The sequence below is a fragment of the Phytomonospora sp. NPDC050363 genome, from assembly GCF_040655735.1.
In the GTDB taxonomy this organism is placed as follows: Bacteria; Actinomycetota; Actinomycetes; order Mycobacteriales; family Micromonosporaceae; genus Phytomonospora.
In genome coordinates, this window is record NZ_JBFAKK010000001.1 from 354,505 (window position 1) to 372,701 (window position 18,197).

Annotated in this window: 14 protein-coding genes; 6 read left to right on the top strand and 8 right to left on the bottom strand. The window is 71.6% G+C overall.

Features of this window, described 5'->3' with window-relative positions; translation table 11 throughout:
- Window positions 1–174 precede the first annotated feature (174 nt).
- Window positions 175–1,701, top strand: a complete 1,527-nt coding sequence (locus AB0I28_RS01600) for an amino acid permease (protein ID WP_357488729.1) — start codon at window positions 175–177, stop codon at window positions 1,699–1,701.
- A 121-nt stretch (window positions 1,702–1,822) separates the two neighbouring features.
- Entirely contained in the window at window positions 1,823–2,647 is an 825-nt protein-coding gene (locus AB0I28_RS01605) for a methyltransferase domain-containing protein (RefSeq protein ID WP_357488730.1), read from the top strand.
- 24 nt (window positions 2,648–2,671) lie between these two features.
- Here AB0I28_RS01605 and AB0I28_RS01610 read toward each other — a convergent pair whose 3' ends face one another.
- From AB0I28_RS01610 to AB0I28_RS01625, 4 genes are all read right to left on the bottom strand, one after another.
- A complete protein-coding gene (locus AB0I28_RS01610; protein ID WP_357489275.1) occupies window positions 2,672–3,883 on the bottom strand; it encodes an ROK family protein in 1,212 nt (403 codons plus the stop codon).
- An 11-nt stretch (window positions 3,884–3,894) separates the two neighbouring features.
- Window positions 3,895–5,148: an ABC transporter permease gene (locus AB0I28_RS01615; RefSeq protein WP_357489277.1), complete on the bottom strand. Its 1,254-nt coding sequence runs from the start codon at window positions 5,146–5,148 to the stop codon at window positions 3,895–3,897.
- Between the two features lie 8 nt (window positions 5,149–5,156).
- Window positions 5,157–5,960, bottom strand: coding sequence for an ATP-binding cassette domain-containing protein (locus AB0I28_RS01620; RefSeq protein ID WP_357488731.1), 804 nt, complete (start codon window positions 5,958–5,960; stop codon window positions 5,157–5,159).
- Window positions 5,961–6,031: 71 nt separating this feature from the next.
- Window positions 6,032–7,117 (bottom strand): substrate-binding domain-containing protein, encoded by a 1,086-nt coding sequence (locus AB0I28_RS01625; protein ID WP_357488732.1) that lies wholly within the window; start codon window positions 7,115–7,117, stop codon window positions 6,032–6,034.
- Window positions 7,118–7,998: 881 nt separating this feature from the next.
- On the opposite strand from AB0I28_RS01625, the gene AB0I28_RS01630 reads away from it, so the two are divergent.
- Both AB0I28_RS01630 and AB0I28_RS01635 read left to right on the top strand, forming a co-directional pair.
- Window positions 7,999–8,877 (top strand): UTP--glucose-1-phosphate uridylyltransferase, encoded by an 879-nt coding sequence (locus tag AB0I28_RS01630; protein ID WP_357488733.1) that lies wholly within the window; start codon window positions 7,999–8,001, stop codon window positions 8,875–8,877.
- Between the two features lie 77 nt (window positions 8,878–8,954).
- Window positions 8,955–9,683, top strand: a complete 729-nt coding sequence (locus tag AB0I28_RS01635; protein WP_357488734.1) for a DUF2071 domain-containing protein — start codon at window positions 8,955–8,957, stop codon at window positions 9,681–9,683.
- Between the two features lie 70 nt (window positions 9,684–9,753).
- On the opposite strand, the gene AB0I28_RS01640 is transcribed toward AB0I28_RS01635, so the two are convergent.
- Window positions 9,754–12,927, bottom strand: coding sequence for a BTAD domain-containing putative transcriptional regulator (locus AB0I28_RS01640; protein WP_357488735.1), 3,174 nt, complete (start codon window positions 12,925–12,927; stop codon window positions 9,754–9,756).
- A 120-nt stretch (window positions 12,928–13,047) separates the two neighbouring features.
- Between AB0I28_RS01640 and AB0I28_RS01645 the strand changes: the two genes are divergently transcribed.
- On the top strand, window positions 13,048–13,926 hold the full coding sequence (locus AB0I28_RS01645; RefSeq protein ID WP_357488736.1) for an alpha/beta hydrolase: 879 nt from the start codon (window positions 13,048–13,050) through the stop codon (window positions 13,924–13,926).
- A gap of 128 nt (window positions 13,927–14,054) precedes the next feature.
- Window positions 14,055–15,380, top strand: coding sequence for a glycoside hydrolase family 6 protein (locus AB0I28_RS01650; protein WP_357488737.1), 1,326 nt, complete (start codon window positions 14,055–14,057; stop codon window positions 15,378–15,380).
- A gap of 64 nt (window positions 15,381–15,444) precedes the next feature.
- Here the strand turns inward: AB0I28_RS01650 and AB0I28_RS01655 are convergent, their stop codons facing one another.
- The 3 genes from AB0I28_RS01655 to AB0I28_RS01665 form a co-directional block, all read right to left on the bottom strand.
- Window positions 15,445–16,038 (bottom strand): hypothetical protein, encoded by a 594-nt coding sequence (locus tag AB0I28_RS01655; RefSeq protein ID WP_357488738.1) that lies wholly within the window; start codon window positions 16,036–16,038, stop codon window positions 15,445–15,447.
- 17 nt (window positions 16,039–16,055) lie between these two features.
- The gene (locus AB0I28_RS01660) at window positions 16,056–17,147 is read right to left on the bottom strand and encodes a hypothetical protein (RefSeq protein WP_357488739.1); all 1,092 of its coding nucleotides are present in this window, start codon (window positions 17,145–17,147) and stop codon (window positions 16,056–16,058) included.
- Between the two features lie 115 nt (window positions 17,148–17,262).
- Window positions 17,263–18,180 carry a DUF3500 domain-containing protein gene (locus AB0I28_RS01665; protein WP_357489279.1) on the bottom strand — a complete coding sequence of 306 codons (918 nt, stop codon included), beginning with the start codon at window positions 18,178–18,180 and terminating at the stop codon, window positions 17,263–17,265.
- Between the last annotated feature and the right edge of the window lie 17 nt (window positions 18,181–18,197).

Consider the following 18,197-nt stretch of genomic DNA (forward strand, 5'->3'; position numbering starts at 1 on the left):
CGGGGCGCGGGCCGGCGAGATGGACCGCCCCCGCCATCCGGGGCCTGGCCGTCTTCCGTGCCGTGTCCCTTGACAGCGTGACCGCGCTGTGACCCAATCAATCCTCAGTGGACAGTCCGTGAACGCTTCACCCGGCCGCCGTCCCCGGCGCCCGGACCGCAAGGAGGACGCCAAGTGCCCGATCAGGAGAAGAGCGCCGGACCCGGCGACGACCGGCGGCGACTGCACGAACTCGGCTACGCGCAGGAACTCTCGCGCAACATGTCCGGCTTCTCGAACTTCGCCGTGTCCTTCACCATCATCTCGATCCTCTCGGGTTGCCTGACCCTCTACGCCTTCGGCATGGACACCGGCGGGCCCGCGATCATCGTGTGGGGCTGGCCCCTCGTCGGGCTGATGACCCTTCTCGTCGGCCTGGCGATGGCCGAGGTCTGCTCCAGTTACCCGACCGCCGGCGGCCTCTACTACTGGGCGGCGAAGATGGCCCCGTCCAGGGCGGCCGCGTGGTCCTGGTTCACCGGGTGGTTCAACTTCCTGGGCCAGGTCGCGGTCACCGCCGGCATCGACTTCGGGGCGGCGTTCTTCCTCAACGCCCTCCTCGACCTCCAGTTCGGCTTCGCGGCGACGCCGGAGCACACCATCATCCTGTTCGGCGCCATCCTCGTCCTGCACGGACTGCTCAACACCTTCGGCGTGCGGCTGGTCGCCCTCTTCAACGACATCAGCGTCTGGTGGCACATCGCCGGTGTGCTGCTCATCGTCGGCGCCCTCGTCGTCCTGCCCGACCGGCACCAGCCGGCCGAGTTCGTGTTCACCGGCTTCGTCAACAACACCGGCTGGTCCTCGACGATCTACGTCGGCATGCTCGGGCTGCTCCTCGCCCAGTACACCTTCACCGGCTACGACGCCTCGGCGCACATGACCGAGGAGACCGTCGACGCGGCGCGCTCGGGCCCGAAGGGGATGGTGATGTCGATCGTGGTCTCCCTGGTCGCCGGCTGGGTCCTGCTGATCGGGCTGACCTTCGCGATCCAGGACTACGACGGCGCCCTGGCCAGCGAGACCGGGGTCCCGCCCGCGCAGATCTTCATCGACGCCGTGGGCATGAGCCTCGGCAAGTTCCTCCTCGTCGTCGTGGTCGGCGCCCAGTTCTTCTGCGGGATGGCCTCGGTGACGGCCAACTCGCGCATGATCTACGCGTTCTCGCGCGACGGCGCCCTGCCCGCGTCCCGGTTCTGGCACCGCATCAACAAGCGCACCCGCACACCGACCAACGCGATCTGGCTGGCCGCAGGGGGTGCCTTCCTCCTGGGCCTGCCGTACCTGTGGAACTCCACGGCCTACGCGGCGGTGACCTCGGTGGCCGTGATCGGCCTCTACATCGCCTACGTGCTCCCGACGATCCTGCGTCTGAGGCAGGGCGACCGCTTCCATCGCGGGCCGTGGCACCTGGGCCGGTGGAGCCGGCCGATCGGGATCATCGCGGTGATCTGGGTCGGGTTCATCGCGGTGCTGTTCACGCTCCCGCAGAAGAGCCCGGTGACGGTGGAGACCTTCAACTACACGCCGATCGCGGTGCTCGTCGTGCTCGGCTTCGCCGGGATCTGGTGGCTGGTGTCGGCGCGGAAGTGGTTCACCGGACCGAAAGTCCAGGGCACGCCGGAGGAACTGTCGGCCATCGAACGCGACCTGACTCTCTAAAAGGGACGGACCGGTCGGCCCGGGGATTCTCGACGAGAAGCCCTGGTCCGACCCTTCTGGTGCCCCATAAGGTGAGTGAGCGGGGGGCGGGAATCCGTTTATGAGACGCCGGAGGCGAGCAATGAACCAAAAGTCTGATTCCGCACCCGCTATCGCCGCGTTCTACGACAACACGGTCGACGCGTTCGACACCCTCTTCGACGGCTCCATCCACACCGGCTACTGGGCCGAGGGCGCGAGCACGCTGACCGAGGCCCAACGGGCACTGACCGACCTCGTCCTCGACGCCCAGACGATCCCCTCGGACGGCGGACGCCTGCTCGATCTCGGCTGCGGGCAGGGCGGCCCGGCGCTGTACGCCGCGGAGCGTCTCGGCGTCGGCGTCTTCGGTGTGACCCTGAGCCCGGCGCAGGCGAGGCTCGCGAAGGCCACCGCCGAGGACTCCGGCGCCTCGGCGCGGGCGGAGTTCCACGTCATGGACATGTCGGCGATGTCGCTGCCCGACGCGTCCTTCGACGGGGCCTACGCGATGGAGTCGGTCTTCCACGTCGCCGACAAGACCGCCGCCTTCACCGAGATCCTCCGGGTTCTCAAACCCGGTGCCACGCTGGCCATCGCCGACTACCACCTGATCCGCGCGATGCCCGAACAGGATCTCGCGATCGCCACCGGCGCGCTGGCCGCGGCGCCGCTGCCAACGCTGATCGAGTGGCTGCGGGCCCTTGAGGAGGCGGGTTTCGAGGCCGTGGAGAGCCGCGACCTCTCCCTCGACGTCCTGCCCAGCGCGGCGGCGATGCGCCAGGCCGTGGTGGAGCGCGCGGAGAGCCTGACCGTCGTCGTGGGCGCCGAGGGCCTCGGCCTCATCGAGCAGGCCGTCGACCAGTACGCGCGCATCTACACCGAGGACCAGGGATTCGCCCTGTTCACCGCCCGCAAGCCCGGCTGAGCGCGCCGACCGGGCCGCGCCGGGTCACTGGCCCGCCGCGCCCGGTCCTTCCAGCGGATCGGCGAGCAGGTGCTCGAAGGCCAGCTCGGCGGCGCCGATCAGCGCCGCGTCGTCGCCGAGCTTCGGCGTCCGCAGACGCAGGTTCTCCCGACAGGCGGGCAGCACCATCGAGTTGAGGCGCGAGCGGAGGCTGGCCGCGGTGGCCAGGTAGAGGTCGCGCATGGTCCCGCCGAAGACGACCATCTCCGGGTTGAAGATGTTGACCAGGTTGGCCACGCCGAAGCCGAGCCAGTCGCCGACCTGCCGCACCGCCGCCTGCGCTTCGCCGTCACCCCGCGCGGCGGCGTCGATGACCGACAGCAGCGCCTCGCGCCCAGTCGCGCCGTCGACGGAGGCGGCACGGAGGAGGGCGTGCTCGCCGATCTCGGTCACCCAGCAGCCCTTCGAACCGCACCCGCAAGGGTGCCCGCCGGCGCGGACGACCATGTGCCCGACCTCGCCGCCGTAGCCGGTGTGGCTGGTGATGCGGTGCCCGCCGGAGATGATCCCGGCGCCGACCCCGACGTCGCCGTAGAGGTAGAGGACGTTCCCGCAACCGGTCGCCACGCCCCTCGCGTGTTCGGCCATCGCCGAGAGGTCGGCCACCTTCCCGACGCTCATTGGGGCTTCGGCGCCGAGCACCTCGGTGAGCGCCGACGTCAACGCCTCGCCGACGGTGTCGAGGTCGCCGCCGAGGTGGACGAGGCCGCCGTGTGCGCGAACGGTACCCGTCACGGCCACGCCGGTTCCCATGTGGAGGGCGTCGCCGGGGGTGTCGCCGTGCATGTCGGAGATGAACTCCGTGATAGCCGCGACGGTCCCCTCGACGCCGGGATCGCCGTCGCGCGGCTTCTCCCGCCGGTCGAGGATCTCCCCGCCGAGGCCGACGCGCGCGGCGCGGATCCGGTCGACGTCGACACTGACGGCATAGGTGTAGACCAGCGTGGACAGCGGCCGCACGACCAGCGACGGCCGCCCCGCCCGCCCGGTCTGCGCCGCCCCCGAGGCGCGCGGCGTCTCCTCGGTGACGAGACCGGCGGTGGCCAGGTCGGAGGTGAGGGCCCCGATGGTCGACCGGTTGAGGCCGAGCTCGCCGGTGAGCTCGGCCCGGGTCGTGGCGCCGTTGATGTGGACGTATCGCAGCAGCGCGCCGAGATTGTGTCTGCGGATCTCCTCCTGACTCGGACCGGCGCGCAGACCCGGGGTGCTCAACGGTTCCCGGTGGCGGCGGCGCGGCGGCGCGAGAGGGCGTCGACGCCGGCGGCGAGCAGCAGCACGCTTCCGGTGACCACGTACTTGATACCGGAGCTGTAGCCCATCAGTCCCATGCCATTGATGATGACGGCTACGACCGCGCCGCCCAGCACCGCGTCGCGGGCGCGGCCCTTTCCGCCGAAGAGACTGGTGCCGCCGATGACGGCGGCGCCGACGGCGTAGAGGAGGACGTTGCTGCCCCCGGTGTTCGGGTCGACCGAGTGGTCCCGCGAGGCGGCGACGATCCCGCCGACGGCGGCCATCGAGGAGCAGAGCACGAAGGCGGAGATGCGGATGCGGTCGACGTTGATGCCGGCCCGCCGTGCGGCCTCCCGGTTGCCTCCCACGGCGTAGAGGTGGCGCCCGTAGGGGGTCTTGTCGAGCACGAAGGTCCACACCACGAGCAGGACGGCGATGATCGGCGCGATCACCGGGACGCCCTTGAGGGAGGCGATGAGCGTGTTGAGGCTGCGCTCGACGTTGAGCACGTAGACCGCCCCGCCGAGCAGCACCGCGAGCGCGGCGACCCGGATGAGCACGATGGACAGCGGCGCGGCGGCCAGACCCCGGGCGGCGCGGCGGCGGATCCGGTTGAGCTGGATCAGCGCGTAAGCGGCGACGGCGGCCACAGCGAGCACCCAGCCCAGCAGCGGCGGCAGGTTGCGGTTGGCGATGGCGACCACGATGGAGTCGCTGACGGTGATGTTGGTGCCCTCTTTGAGCAGGAGCAGCACCAGCCCCTGGAAGCCGAGGAAGGCCGCGAGGGTCACCACGAACGACGGGATGCCCACCTTCGCGACGAGGAATCCGAGGACGGCGCCGATGAGCGTTCCGGCGGCGATCGCCGCGGCGACCGCGACGTACCAGGGCAGCCCGTAGGTGGCCAGCAGGATCGCCAGGACCGAGGCGCACACGCCGCTGGTGAACCCGGCCGACAGGTCGATCTCGCCGACGAGCAGGACGAACACCAGGCCCATCGCGATGAGCGTGACCGCCGCGCCCTGGCTGAACAGGTTGGCGAAGTTGCCCGGCGAGAAGAAGTTCGGGCGCAGGATCGAGAACACCACGCACAGCACCACCAGGCCGAGCACGGCCGGCAGCGAGCCGATGTCGCCGCCCCGCACACGGGCGGCGTAGTCGCGGACGTGCGCGGACAGCCGCGAGCCCTTCGCCGCGGTGGGGGCCCCGGCGTGCGCCGGGGCTTCGATGTGGGTGCTCACCCTTGTGCTCCGTTCAGTCCGTGGTCTTCGCCGGATCCGGCCCCGGGCAGCCCGAGGTCCCCGCTGCGGCCTGCGGTGATGAGTTCGACGACCTGCGCGTGGGTCACCTCGGCGATCGGGACCTGTGCGGCCATCTGACCCAGGTAGAGGGCCGCGACGCGGTCGGCGACGGCGAAGACGTCGTTCATGTTGTGCGAGATCAGCACCACCGCGAGGCCGTTGTCGGCCATCCGGCGGGCGAGTTCGAGGACCTGCCCGGTCTGGGCGACGCCGAGGGCGGCGGTCGGCTCGTCGAGGATCACCACGTTGCTGTTCCACAGCACGGCCTTGGCGATCGCGACGGTCTGCCGCTGCCCGCCGGAGAGGCTGGAGACCGGCTGCCGCAGTGACTTCACGGTCCGCACCGACAGTCCCGCCAGGGTCTGCGCGGCGAGCTCCTCCATGGTGGCCTCGTCGAGGACGAGGCCGCTGCGCCGCTCCCGGCCGAGGAACATGTTCTGGACCACGTCGAGGTTGTCGCACAGCGCGAGGTCCTGGTACACGACCTCGATGCCGAGCTCGGCCGCCTCGCGCGGGCCGTTGATCGATACCGCCCGGCCGTCGTAGTACACCTGGCCGGAGTCGATCGAGTAGATGCCGCTGACGCACTTGACGAGGGTCGACTTGCCGGCGCCGTTGTCGCCGACCAGCGCGGTGACCTCGCCGGCGGTGACGGTGAAGTCGACGTCGCGCAGCACCTGTACGGGGCCGAAGCTCTTGTTGATCCCGCTGAGTTCGAGCAGCGGTGGGCTCGTGGACACGGTGGCCTCCTTGGCCGAAGTCCGGGCGGCGGTCGTGTGCCGACGGCCGCCGCCCGGATGAGGGGGAGTGGTCAGGAGATTCCGGCGTCGGCGCACAGGTCGGCGTAGGCGTCGACGCACAAGTCGGCGACCGTCACGTAGCCGTCATCCACGACCGCCTTGACGTTCTCCACGGTGATCGACAGCGGGTCGAGGAGAACCGAGGGAACATCGCGGCCGGTCTCGGGGTCCTTGACGGTCTGGCCGGTGTCCTTGAGTTCGCCCTTGGCCAGCGCGATGGCCAGTTCGGCGGCCGCGTCGGCCTCCTTCTTGACGGCCTTGTAGACGGTCATGCACTGCTCTCCGGCGAGGATGTGCTGGAGGGCCTGCACGGTGGCGTCCTGGCCGGTGACGGGGACCTTGCCCTTGAGGTTGTTCTTCTCCAGGAGCGAGATCACCGCGTGGGCGAGTCCGTCGTTGGCGGCGAGCACACCGTCGATCTTGCCGCCGGTGCTGGTCAGCATCTGCTCGAAGATGGTGCCGGCCTGGGTGTTGTCCCACTCGGGAACCGACTCGTCGGGTCCCTTGACGTACTCGCCGGAGTCGTAGAGCGGCTGCAGGACCGAGTCGTAGCCGGTCTTGAACAGGGTGGCGTTGTTGTCGGTGGCCGATCCGTTGAGCTCGGCGACGACGGGCTTCTCGACCTTGGCGTCGGCCAGGCACTTGACCAGACCCTCGCCCTGGAGCTTGCCGACGGCCTCGTTGTCGAAGCTGACGTAGTAGCTGGAGTTCCCGCCGATGGTGAGGCGGTCGTAGTCGATGGTGGCGACGCCCTGAGAGCGGGCCTTCTCGATCACGGCTTTGCCGGTTCCGGAGTCGAGGTTGACGATCATCAGGACGGTGGCGCCGTTGGTGATCATCTGGTCGGCGATGGTGCCGAAGGCGGTCTTGTCGTTCTGGGCGTTCTGGATGTCGTACTCGACGCCGGCGGCCTCGAACGCGGCCTGGAGGAACTTGCGGTCGGCGGTCTCCCACCGGGCGGAGGACTTGCTGTCGGGGAGGATCACGCCGATCTTGGGGGGCTTGGTTGCCGAGCCGCCGTCGTCGTCCTGACCGCAGGCGGTCAGACCGCTGAACGCGAGCAGCCCCGCCGCGGCGATGGTGAGGAACCTGCGCATGGCACGGGTCCTTTCAGGGGTGGGTGGTGTGAGCGGGGGCGCCGCCTTGGTCTTCGCGAGGACCTCGGCGGCCTGGATGCGACCGGTCGGACGGTTTGTTGTGTCCAGCAACATATAAGCGCCCAGGTCGCCGCACAAGGGTGTGCGCCGGGCGGGTTTGTTGTCAGCGGTAACAATTTGGTAACGCGATCGGAATCCCGCCGTCGCACAGCGTGCGCCCTGCCGTCGAAGGCATCCCGCCGACGGCTCGCGTGCCCTGTGGCCGGTCCTGTTCGGACCGTCCGACCCGATCGCTCGGGCTCCCGGTCGGTCCCGCGCAGCGGCGACAGCATCAGGGCGCTCTCCAGGACGCGGCTGCCGCAGCGATCGCGCAGCGCGGCGGCGTCGGGGCGCCGGGCGCCCGGGGCGATTCCAGGACCCCCAGCATCCGCGTCGATCGTGCCAGCAACTCGCGGGGATCGTCGGCGTGCTCACCCTCGTCGTATCGGTGCCGTCGAAAGGATCGCGCCATTCGACGCCGACCGCCCGATCGAAGCCCGTGCACCATTCTTCCCCAATCCGCGAAATGGTCTTCCCCATGCCCGCCGGGAATCCACTAGCATTCGAGGAGACGCCCCGGGGAAATCAGTCGCCCGGGCGGGCAAAGGAGCCCGGGGAATCGCGAGCGGGAACAGTGCCCGCGAATCGGCCGCCCATCGGCGAGAATCCCTCACCACCGTCGAAACGCGCCGTTCCCCCGCCGATCCAGATCCGTTCACCCGACCGCGAAACGCGTCGTCGGGGCACCTGACACGCCCGTCCTGCCGGGCGAATCCAGTGTGGACGTGCTGTTAATCTTGCGGCACCCGACGACCGAACGACTTCCACGAGGAGACCGACAAGTGATCCGCAAAGCAGTGATCCCGGTGGCCGGACTCGGAACGCGCCTGCTTCCTCTCACCAAGGCGCTGCCCAAGGAGATGCTCCCCGTCGGCGACAAACCGGTTCTCGAACACACCATCCGCGAACTCGCCGACTCCGGGATCACCGACATCACCATCGTCACCTCATCGCGCAAACCGGCCATCCAGAGCCACTTCGCGCCCGATCCCGAACTGGAGCGACAGCTCGAGGAGGCCGGCAAGGAGGACGTCGCCGAGGCGATCCGCGAGGTCTCCTCCCTCGCCCGCATCACCTACGTCTACCAGGACGGCCCTTACGGCAACGGCACCCCGATCCTCAACGCCGCCCGCGTCGTCGGCGACGAGCCCTTCATGGTCCTCTGGGGAGACGACGTCTTCGTCGCCGAGGTGCCGCGCGCCCAGCAGCTCAAGGAGAGCTACGAGCGCGTCAAGGCGCCCGTCCTCGCCCTGATGCCGATCGCCCCCGAAGACGCGCCCCGCTACGGGATCCCGGTCGTCGAGGAGACCCTGGAAGGCGGCCTCATGCGCGTGTCCGGACTCATCGAAAAGCCTCCGGCCGATCGCGTCCCCTCGAACTTCGCCGCGATCGGCGGCTATGTCATGACTCCGGCGATCGTCGCCGAACTCGAACGGCTCACCGCTCAGTGGTACGAGCACCGCAAGGGCGAGATCTACCTCGCCGACGCCCTCAACGCCTACGCCGCCGACAATCCCGTGTACGGCCAGGTCATCAGCGGCACCTGGTACGACACCGGGACCCCGCTCAACTACCTCCTCGCACAGTTCGCCGCAGCGCTCGCCCATCCCGTCTACGGACCCCAGATGCGCAAGCTCGCCCTCGACTCGAAGGGCGCCTGAGCGCGCCGAATCCGCCTGCCGCCGGTCCGGCCGGGAGTAGCATCCTCCCGACGGGCCGGCGAGCGTCGGGAGCGCCCATGGAAGCCGAAGCGGTCAGTCCGAGCACGCCGCGGCCGGTCACCCGGGGGCTTCTCGCGCAGTCCTGGCTGGACGCGGCCTTCCTGCACTGGCGGATCGATCCCGCGGCGGTCCGTCCGCTGCTGCCCCCCGGCATCGAGGTCGACCTCCACGACGGCGCCGCCCATGTCGGACTCATCGCCTTCCGGATGGTCCGCACCCGCGTGCTCGGTTCACCGGCCGTGCCGTGGCTGGGCACCTTTCTTGAGACCAACGTGCGCGTCTACACCGTCGACGCCACCGGCCGCCGCGCCGTCACCTTCCTGTGGATGGCCGCCGACCGGCTGCTTCCGGTCCTCGCCGGACGCGCCGGATTCGGTCTGCCCTACCGCTGGTCGCCGATGCGGCTGCGGCGAACGGGCGCCCGTTTCGCCTACACCTGCCGCAAACCCTTCAGCCGCGTCGAGATCGAGGCAGGCGAGGCCATCGCCGAACCGTCTGCGCTGCAGACCTTCCTTACGGCTCGCTGGGGTCTGCATACACGGGCCTTCGGGGCGACCCGCCACCTCGCCAACGAGCATCCGCCCTGGCCGCTGTGCACCGCGAAGCTCATCACCTGCGACGACGGGCTCGCCGCCGCCGCCGGGCTCCCCGGCGTCACCGCCCGTCCGCCGGACAGCGTGATGTTCTCGCCCGGCGTGCACGCGCGCTTCGGGCCGACCCGGGAGTCCCCGCACGCCTCGGCGTAGGCGGTGACGATCTTCCGGTCCGGCGAGGTACCGTCCGGTGGCGTCGACAGTGCTGCCGGCCGCCGGCGGGTCATTTTCCCCCGCGCGGCATTCCCGCCCTCGCGGCGACCGCATCGGCTCGCGAGTAGTGCGCGGCCGCCTCGGCCGGACGCTCCAGGGCCATCGCCAGGTCGCCGAGATGGGCCGCGACCGGACCGAAGGAGAGCACGCCGCTGCCCGCACCGGCCAGTTCCCCGGCGGCGGGCAGGAGCGCGGCGTGGACCCGGCGCATCCACGCGAGATCGTCGAGAGCTCGGGCGATGCGGCCTTCGACGCACAGGCGGGCCTCCAGCATGAGGTCGTGCGGAGAGGCCGGAATGTCCTCGGCGGCCGCACGCGCCTCGGCGACCCGGCCGCCGTCGAGGAGGGCGAGGGGCCGGCACCACGGGGTGTACGGGCCCCAGTCGGCGTCCTCGGCGGGCAGGCCCCTGCGAAACCGGAGGCTGAGCAGCGCCAGCGGCAACAGCCCCTCGTCCATTCCCGGCATGCCCGCCGTCGACGACGCCACCGCCGCGCGCCGGTAGGCGGCCTCCGCCGAGGACGCCTCTCCGGACACGGCCAGGCGCAGCGCGGCGTACCAGTCGGTGAACACCGCCACGAGCGGCAGCCCTCGTCGCGCCGCGATCGAGGTGACCGCGTCGGCGTGGGCGTCGGCGGAGGCGAAGTCGGCGAGGGCCGCGTGCGCCTGGACGCCCATGAGGTGCCCGAGGACGGTGAACGCCGGGAGATCGAGGGCGATGAGCTCGTCGGCGAGGCCCGCCCGCTGCGGAGCGAGCCCGGCACGGGTGAAGGAGTGCATGAAGCGCGCGTTGAGTGCCAGGGCCTGCGCCTCGGGGCTGTCGGCGAGAGCCGCGGCCTCCCTGGCGGCAGCCTCCCCGCGGCCGTCGGCGGTGCCGCGCAGTTCGAGCGCGATGGCGCTCAGCAGGCGGCTGCGCGAGTCCCGGCCGGCCTCGGGCAGGGCGACCAGGGTCCGGGCGGCCGCGCCGACGATCTGCGCCGAGAGGGTCTCGTCGTCGTTGCGGGTCCACAGTGCCGGGACGTTGAACGCGGTGATGACCTCGGCGGTCAGTTCGGGGTCGCCGACGGCCTCGGCGGTCTCCACCGCCGCCGAGCGCTCCCGCCGGGCGCCGTCGAGGTCGCCGGTCACGGCCAGCGCCCGGACGAGGCCCATCGTCGCGTGAAGCCTCGTCCGGGCGTCGCCGAGTCCGGCCCGGCTTTGCGCGTCGAGGGCGTCGCGCCACATCCGGGCGGCCTCGTGCGGGGCGAAGCGGAGGTCGGCGCGGGCGGCGGCGACGGCGGCGTAGTGGGCGGCCTTGGCGGCCGAGGAACGCCCGGTCGCGTGCAGGAAGTGATGCGCGAGGGCTTCGGCGTCGCCGGGGTGAAGCCGCTCGACGGCCCGCGCGGCCGCCGCGTGCCAGTGGGCGCGGCGCGGCGCGGAGACGTCGCCGTAGACGGTGTCGCGGATCAGGGCGTGCGCGAAGCGCACCCGCGTGGCCGACGGAGCCTCCAGGAGTCCGGCGTCGAGGGCGTCGTCGACGGCATCGAGGACCCGGGCGCCCGCCACCGCCGACAGCACCTCCAGATCGACGTCCGTTCCCAGGACCGAGGCTTGGCGGAGTACCCCCATGGTCGGGGCCGGCAGCGAGGCCAGCCGATGGCGGATCACCTCGCTCACCCCCGGCGGCACCGACGTGAGCGCCTTGTCGCCCTCGGCTTCGCGCAGACGCAGGAGTTCCTTGGCATAGAACGGGTTCCCACCGCTGCGGGCGTGGACGGCCGAGGCCGCCGGACCCAGCTCTCGGCCGGTCATCGCGAGCCCCAGCTCCGCGACGGCCGACTCGGTGAGCCCCGACAGGTAGATCCGCACCGGATCCAGCCGGGCGGCGCGCGCCAGCAGCCCGGCCAGTGGCGCCAGACCGGTCGGGCGATGCGTGCCGAGGAACAGCACCGGACCGCGCGGTGGTGTGGCCGCCAGCCCTTTGAGCAGTTCGAGTGTCGACTCCCCGGCAGACTGGAGGTCGTCGAACACGAGCAGCACCGGCGCCCGCTCGGAGGCGGCCGACAGGTGCTCGGCCAGGGCGGTGACGACGCCGAACGGCGAGTCGCCGGACAGGTCGGGCTCCGTCCGGCCCGGAACGCTCCCGGCGGCGGCCAGGTCGGCGAGGACCCGCGTCCACGCCCAGGCCGGCGGCACACCCTCATGGTCGGGGCTGGGCCCCCAGGCGGTCGTCCAGCCGCGCGCGGCCAGCTCGGCGGCGAAGCGCCCGGCGAGCGCCGTCTTCCCCGCCCCGGCCTCGCCGGAGACGAAGGCCTGCACGGGCTCGCCCCGGCTCAGGACGCGCTCGGCGGCCCGGTGCAGCCGCGTGAGCTCGGCGTCGCGCCCGACCAGCAGGGGCAGCACCGGGGCGACGGCCGCGACCACGGTGCTCAGCACCGGTCGCAGCGCCGGATCCTGCGTGAGGATCCCCGACTCCAGGGCCCGCAGGCCCGGCCCCGGGTCGATGCCGAGTTCGCCGGTGAGGACCGTGCGCGCACGTCGCAGGGTGTCGAGGGCGTCGCCCTGCCTGCCGGCCCGGTACAGCGCGAGAGCGAGCAGTCCCCAGGCGTCCTCGCGCCAAGGATGGGCGATGACGTGCGCGTCGAGACCGGGAACGGCCTCGGCCGCCGCCCCCAGTGCCAGCGCGGCCTCGGCGCGGCGCTCGACGGCCAGGAGCCGCAGCTCGTCGAGGCGCCGCGCCTCGGCCAGCGCCCACGGCCGGTCGGCGACCTCCCCGTAGGCTGGTCCGCGCCACCAGCCGAGAGCCTCGTCGAGGGCTTCGGCGACCTCGGCCGCGCGGTCCCCGGCGAGCATGCTTCCCGCCTCCACCACGACCCGCTCGAACCGCCACGCGTCGACCGCGTCCGGCTCGGCGCGGAGGGCGTAACCACCGCCGACGGTGACCAGCAGCCGCGCCTGCCCGCGTGGGCGCCGGGCGGGTTCGAGGGCGCGGCGAAGCGCCGACACGAAGGTCTGCAGTGCCCCGACGGCGCCCTCGGGCGGCTCGTCCCACAGGTCGTTCACCAGCCTGGCCACCGGCACCGTCCGGCCCCGGGCGATCAGCAGCCGGGCGAGGACGGCGCGGTGCCGGGGACCTTTGAGGTCGATGGGGCCCTCGGCGTTTCCGGCGGTAACCGGCCCGAGCACCGCGAAACTCACCGCAGGCACCACCTCAGCCTAGGTCAGCGCCGACGGCCGCACCCGGCCGTTGCGTCGATGCTCAGTCACCGCTGACTCGCCGGGCGCACGCTCGCCACCGAACCCGAGAACGAATGAGAGGGACCGGGCATGAACACCACCATCGCCGGATTCGACCGGCAGCGCGTCACCGTGGCCGAGGGCGTCGCCCTCAACGTCGCGGTCGGCGGAAGCGGCAGCCCCATCGTGCTGCTGCACGGCTTCCCTCAGACCCACCTCATGTGGCGCCACGTCGCCGCCGACCTCGCCGCCGACCACACCGTCATCTGCCCCGACCTGCGCGGCTACGGCGCCAGCGACAAGCCGGCCGAGGACGGACCGGAGACCTACGCCAAGCGGACCATGGCCCGAGACGTCGTCGAACTCGCCGCCGCCTTCGGTTTCGAGCGCTTCGCGCTCGCCGGGCACGACCGGGGCGCGCTCGTCGCCGTGCGCGCCGGGCTCGACCACCCCGATCGGGTCACTCATCTGGCGTCCCTCGACGTGCTGCCGACCCTCGACATGTGGGACGTGATGCACGGCGCCTCGGCCGCCGTCGGGTTCCATCTCTACCTGATGGCCCAGCCCCCAGGCCTGCCCGAGCAGATGATCTCCGCCAGTGCCGACGCCTTCTTCGGGCACTTCCTCGACATCTGGATCCGCGACCCCGAGGCGATTCCCGCCGAGGTCCGGGAGGTCTACCTGGCTGCCTCGCGCGGCGCTGTCGACTCGATCGTCGCCGACTACCGGGCCTCGGCCGGCGTCGATATCGATCACGACCGCGCCGACCGCGAGCGCGGCAACCGGCTGGAGATGCCGGTGACCGTGCTCCAGCAGGACTGGGGGAGCGCGCTCGGGTTCGACGCGCCGGCACTGTGGGGCGCCTGGGCGAAGGACCTCGACCACCGGACGGTCCCGTTCGGGCACTTCATGGCGGAGGAGGCGCCCGCCGGGGTCGTGGGGGCGCTGCGGGATCTGCTGGCGCGCTAGCGCGGCTCGGGAGGCGGGCGGCCGCCCGCCTCCTTGGAGCAGTACCGCCCATGGCTTTACACGCGGGGCGCGGAGTGGTTACCCTATTTGTGGGAGCGCTCCCACTGTACGTACCACTAGGAGCCTCCATGCGCTTATCCATCCGCCGCGCCGTACTGATCGTCGTGGCATTCGTCCTGGCCTCGGCCGCCGTCGTGCTCATCCGCGCCGGCGAGGCGCGGGCCCTCGACTCGGCCTTCTGGGTCAACCCCAGCACGTCCGCGGCCGCGTGGGTCGCGGCCAACCCCGGCGACAGCCGCGCCGGGGTCATTCGCGACCGCATCGCGGCGGTGCCGCAGGGCACCTGGTTCACCCGGCACAACCCGCAGACCGTGCAGGGCGAGGTGAGCGCCGTCGTCGGTGCCGCCGCCTCGGCCGGCAAGATCCCGATCCTGGTCGTCTACAACATCCCCAACCGCGACTGCTCCGGCGCCAGCAACGGTGGCGCGCCCAGCCACAGCGCCTATCGCCAGTGGGTCGACCAGGTGGCCGCCGGACTCGCCGGTCGGGCCGCCACCGTCATTCTCGAACCCGACGTGCTGTCGATCATGTCCAGCTGCATGGACGGCGGTCTCCAGAACGAGGTGAAGGCCTCCATGGCGTACGCGGGCAAGGCCCTGCGCCGAGCGTCGGCGCAGGCCCGCGTCTACTTCGACGCCGGACATTCCGCGTGGCTCGCACCCGGCGAGATGGCCTCCCGCCTCAACGGCGCCGACATCGCCGGCAGCGCGCACGGGATCGCCACCAACGTCTCCAACTATCGCCGCACCGCCGACGAGGTCGCCTACGCCAAGAACGTCATGGCCGCGACCGGTGTCGGCGGGCTGCGCGCGGTCGTCGACACCAGCCGCAACGGCAACGGGCCCGCCGGATCGCAGTGGTGCGACCCGCCCGGGCGCGCCACGGGCACTCACAGCACCACCGACACCGGCGACTCCGCCGTCGACGCCTTCCTGTGGATCAAGCTTCCCGGGGAGGCCGACGGCTGCGCCGCCGGAGCCGGGCAGTTCGTCCCGCAACTCGCCTACGACATGGCCATGGCCGCACCCGGCGGTCCCGGCCCGACGACCTCGCCGACCACGCCTCCGACCACGACCCCGCCGCCCACCGGCGGATGCGAGGCGACCTACCGCATCGTGAACCAGTGGACGGGCGGCTTCACCGCCGAGTTCACGATCGCCAACCGCGGCGCGACGACACCGGCGGGCTGGACCGCGACCTGGTCCTACGCCGACGGCCAGCGCGTCACCTCGGGCTGGAACGCGACCTTGACCCAGAGCGGCGACTCGCACAAGGCCGTCGACCTGGGCTGGAACGGCCGTCCGGGACCCGGGCAGACCGCGAGTTTCGGTCTCCAGGGAACCTTCAGCGGCGCGAACAGCGCCCCGACCGGGCTGGCCTGCGTGTTCCGCTGACCGGCACGGCGGCGGGCGGCCCCGGGGGACTGGGGCCGCCCGCACAAGACCCACAAGCCATCCCCTAGGGCTTGAGGTCCGACTCGCGCACGACTCCCTCGTCGAGGGCGGTCACCGCGGCGCGCAGGCGCATGGGTCCGGCCTCGGCCGTGACATCTCGCAGGAGCACGTAGGGGCCGACGACGAGCCGGCGGACGCGGCTGCGGAAGGGCCCGGCGTCGTCGCGGCCTTCGAGGTGGGTCACGTATTCGGCGCAGTCACGCCCGAGGAACTGCTCGCGGCCGCTGGGCGCGAGGCCTTCGAGGCCGGTGGCGAACAGCTGCGCCGGGATGGGCGACACCCGCTCCAGCGGGGCCTTCCACTGTGCGCCGTGCGGTTCGGTGACCCAGGCGTGTTCGGCGGCGAGCTCGCCGTGGACGTCGAGGTGGCCGCTGAGCGGCAGCCGGGAGTCCATGATGGCCTCCATGGTCCGGGGCACCTTGCCGAAACCCCGGGGTTCGGTGACGTCGCCGGCCACCGCGCTCAAGATTCGGCCCGACTCTTCGCGGGCGTGGAACCGGTCGCCGAGCCACCAGACGGTCAGGACCGCCTCCAGGACCGGTGTGCTGGGCAGTTCACGGGTGAGCAGGATCCGGGCGCGGACGTTGCGAGTCGCCATGGTCGTACCTTCCTTCGCTAGTGCGCGTGTTGCCTCAGGTCGCCGGTGGTGGTCTCGAAGTTCGCGAGGCCGGCGCCGTCCATGTAGAAGCGGCTCGCGTTCGCCGGGATCCCATGGGGGATCGTCAGCAGGTAGGTCAGGTGCCGGCTGCCCATGCCGGCATAGCGCACGTTGGCCGCGGCGGCCTCCCGGACGCGGCGGGCGAAGTGGAGATTGCGCCACAGCCCGAAGTAGGCGAACAAGTCATCGTCGCCGCGCAGTGGAAGTCCGGCGAGGCGCAGCCGTTCGGCGTTGCCCAGGTCCTGGTCGGCCGCGGCGCGTTCCAGCAGCACCGGGATCAGGGCAGCCGCGACGTCCAGGATCGCCGGGACCTTGCCGGCGTGAGCGTGGGTGTCGAGGGTGTCGCCCAGCCAGGTGTCGACCACCAGCCCGGTGATGTAGGTGTCCAAGGTGGGGTTGGCGGTGTGGGCGAGGTACCGCTGCCGCAGGTGGGTCTCGGCGGGCGTCACGGCGTTGCCGCCGTTGACGCGCGCGTGCACGTCGGCGGCGATGTCCTTGAACAGGCCCCAGCCGATCTTGAGGTAGCGCTGGACCGGCTTCCCGTCGTAGCCCGCGACCCGGCGCAGGTCGGCCACGTGGTGGGGCAGGAACCGGCGCAGCAGGACCATCCCGGTACCGATCTTCGGGTACAGCGACTCGCCGCCGAAGAGGTGCCGGTTGGGAAGGGCCGCGATGCCGTAATGCGCCATCTCGGCGTTGTTCTCGGCGTCGTAGGCGGCCAGGAGGTTCGAGCCGGGCGCCATCACGTCACAGGCGAAGCGCTCGTAGACGAAACTCGTGAAACCGGTCGCGCTCTTCACCTGGCGCAGGTCGACCTCGGTGTGGTCCTCGCCCAGGATGTTGAGATGCTGGGCGGGGAAGCGCAACCAAGTCCCTTGCGAACGTGGACCCGGAAGATTGCCGACGTGGTCGGTGGCGCCCGCCGCGTGCGCGTTCACCTCGTTCCAGTCGGTGTAGTCGCGGATCACCGCGTCGGCGACGTTCGGCGTGGTGGCCTGGGTGAGCTGGTCGTCTCCGGGGTCGATCTGCTGTCCGTTTACCCAGAACATCGCGGTCCCTTCCGTCCGGGTGGAACTCCACCGTAGGAAGGCCGCCGACCCGATCAGGAGTCCACAAGGGACGGCGAGCGGACACCGCCGGTGTCCGGCGGGGCACCCGCCGTGCTCAGCGCTCGCCCGCCTTGTGCGCGGCCAGCAGTCCGGCCGCGAAGTCGTCGCCGGGCCGGCGCAGGACCGTGTGGACGTGGTTGGCGTCGTTCTGCGTGTTGTCGTACTCGATCAGCAGACCCGGCGACTGGATCCGGTAGTAGTGTCCGCCGCCGCGCTCGGCCGGGCCCTCCCAGGCGAAGCGCAGCTCGTCGGGACGCAGGCTCTCCCGCTCGATCGCCGCCAGGCGCGGCGGCAGCCGGTCGAGGTAGAGGTCGACGAGCTCACCTAGCAGGCCGGCGTCACCGGGGGACAGGTCGGCGGCCCGCAGGCCCGGCCCGAGTTCGACACCCGTGATGTCGCGGGCGTTGCTCGTGCGGATGTCATCGGGGGCGTGCGGCGAGACGATCGCCTGCTTGCGCAGGGCATCGGTCAGTCCGGCGAGCAGTCGCCGCGCCAGCTCCTCCTCAAGGGCGAGCGGCCGTACGACAGGCGTGCCCCGGTAGAAGGTGATCGCCGGGTTCGCGCCGAGGAACACGGGCGTGGGGCTGACCTCGTCGGCGACCACGCTCATCGTCACCGACACGTGGTGCCCCTCGAAGCGCCACGACCAGGCGTCGTCGTCGGGCGAGCCGAACAACGCCACCCAGTAGTCGGCGGAGTGGCGGTCGCGCCGGTGTCCCTCGGCCCGGTCGAGGACCTCTTCGAGCCCCATGACACTGGTGACCTGGGCGAAGGCGTGCTCGCTCATCGCCGTGGCCAGCAGCCGGTGGGCGTTCTTGCGCCCGGCGAGGCTCAACCCCGCCAGGCATGTCCCCGGCCGCGGCCGGGGACGGTAGTCCCAGCGCAGGCGGTCGGGGTCGCCGAACGCGTGGACCGCCTCGGCGGCCTGCTCGTCGCTCAGCGACGCCAGCAGTCGCCGTCCCGCCGCGCGCATCTCCTCAGCCGTCACGC

Excerpts from the sequence above, each read along its gene's own strand:
- AB0I28_RS01650 (WP_357488737.1), top strand. The coding sequence starts at position 14,055 with ATGCGCTTATCCATCCGCCGCGCCGTACTGATCGTCGTGGCATTCGTC.
- AB0I28_RS01605 (WP_357488730.1), top strand. The coding sequence starts at position 1,823 with ATGAACCAAAAGTCTGATTCCGCACCCGCTATCGCCGCGTTCTACGAC.
- AB0I28_RS01635 (WP_357488734.1), top strand. The coding sequence starts at position 8,955 with ATGGAAGCCGAAGCGGTCAGTCCGAGCACGCCGCGGCCGGTCACCCGG.
- AB0I28_RS01655 (WP_357488738.1), bottom strand. The coding sequence starts at position 16,038 with ATGGCGACTCGCAACGTCCGCGCCCGGATCCTGCTCACCCGTGAACTG.
- AB0I28_RS01665 (WP_357489279.1), bottom strand. The coding sequence starts at position 18,180 with ATGCGCGCGGCGGGACGGCGACTGCTGGCGTCGCTGAGCGACGAGCAG.
- AB0I28_RS01645 (WP_357488736.1), top strand. The coding sequence starts at position 13,048 with ATGAACACCACCATCGCCGGATTCGACCGGCAGCGCGTCACCGTGGCC.
- AB0I28_RS01660 (WP_357488739.1), bottom strand. The coding sequence starts at position 17,147 with ATGTTCTGGGTAAACGGACAGCAGATCGACCCCGGAGACGACCAGCTC.
- AB0I28_RS01625 (WP_357488732.1), bottom strand. The coding sequence starts at position 7,117 with ATGCGCAGGTTCCTCACCATCGCCGCGGCGGGGCTGCTCGCGTTCAGC.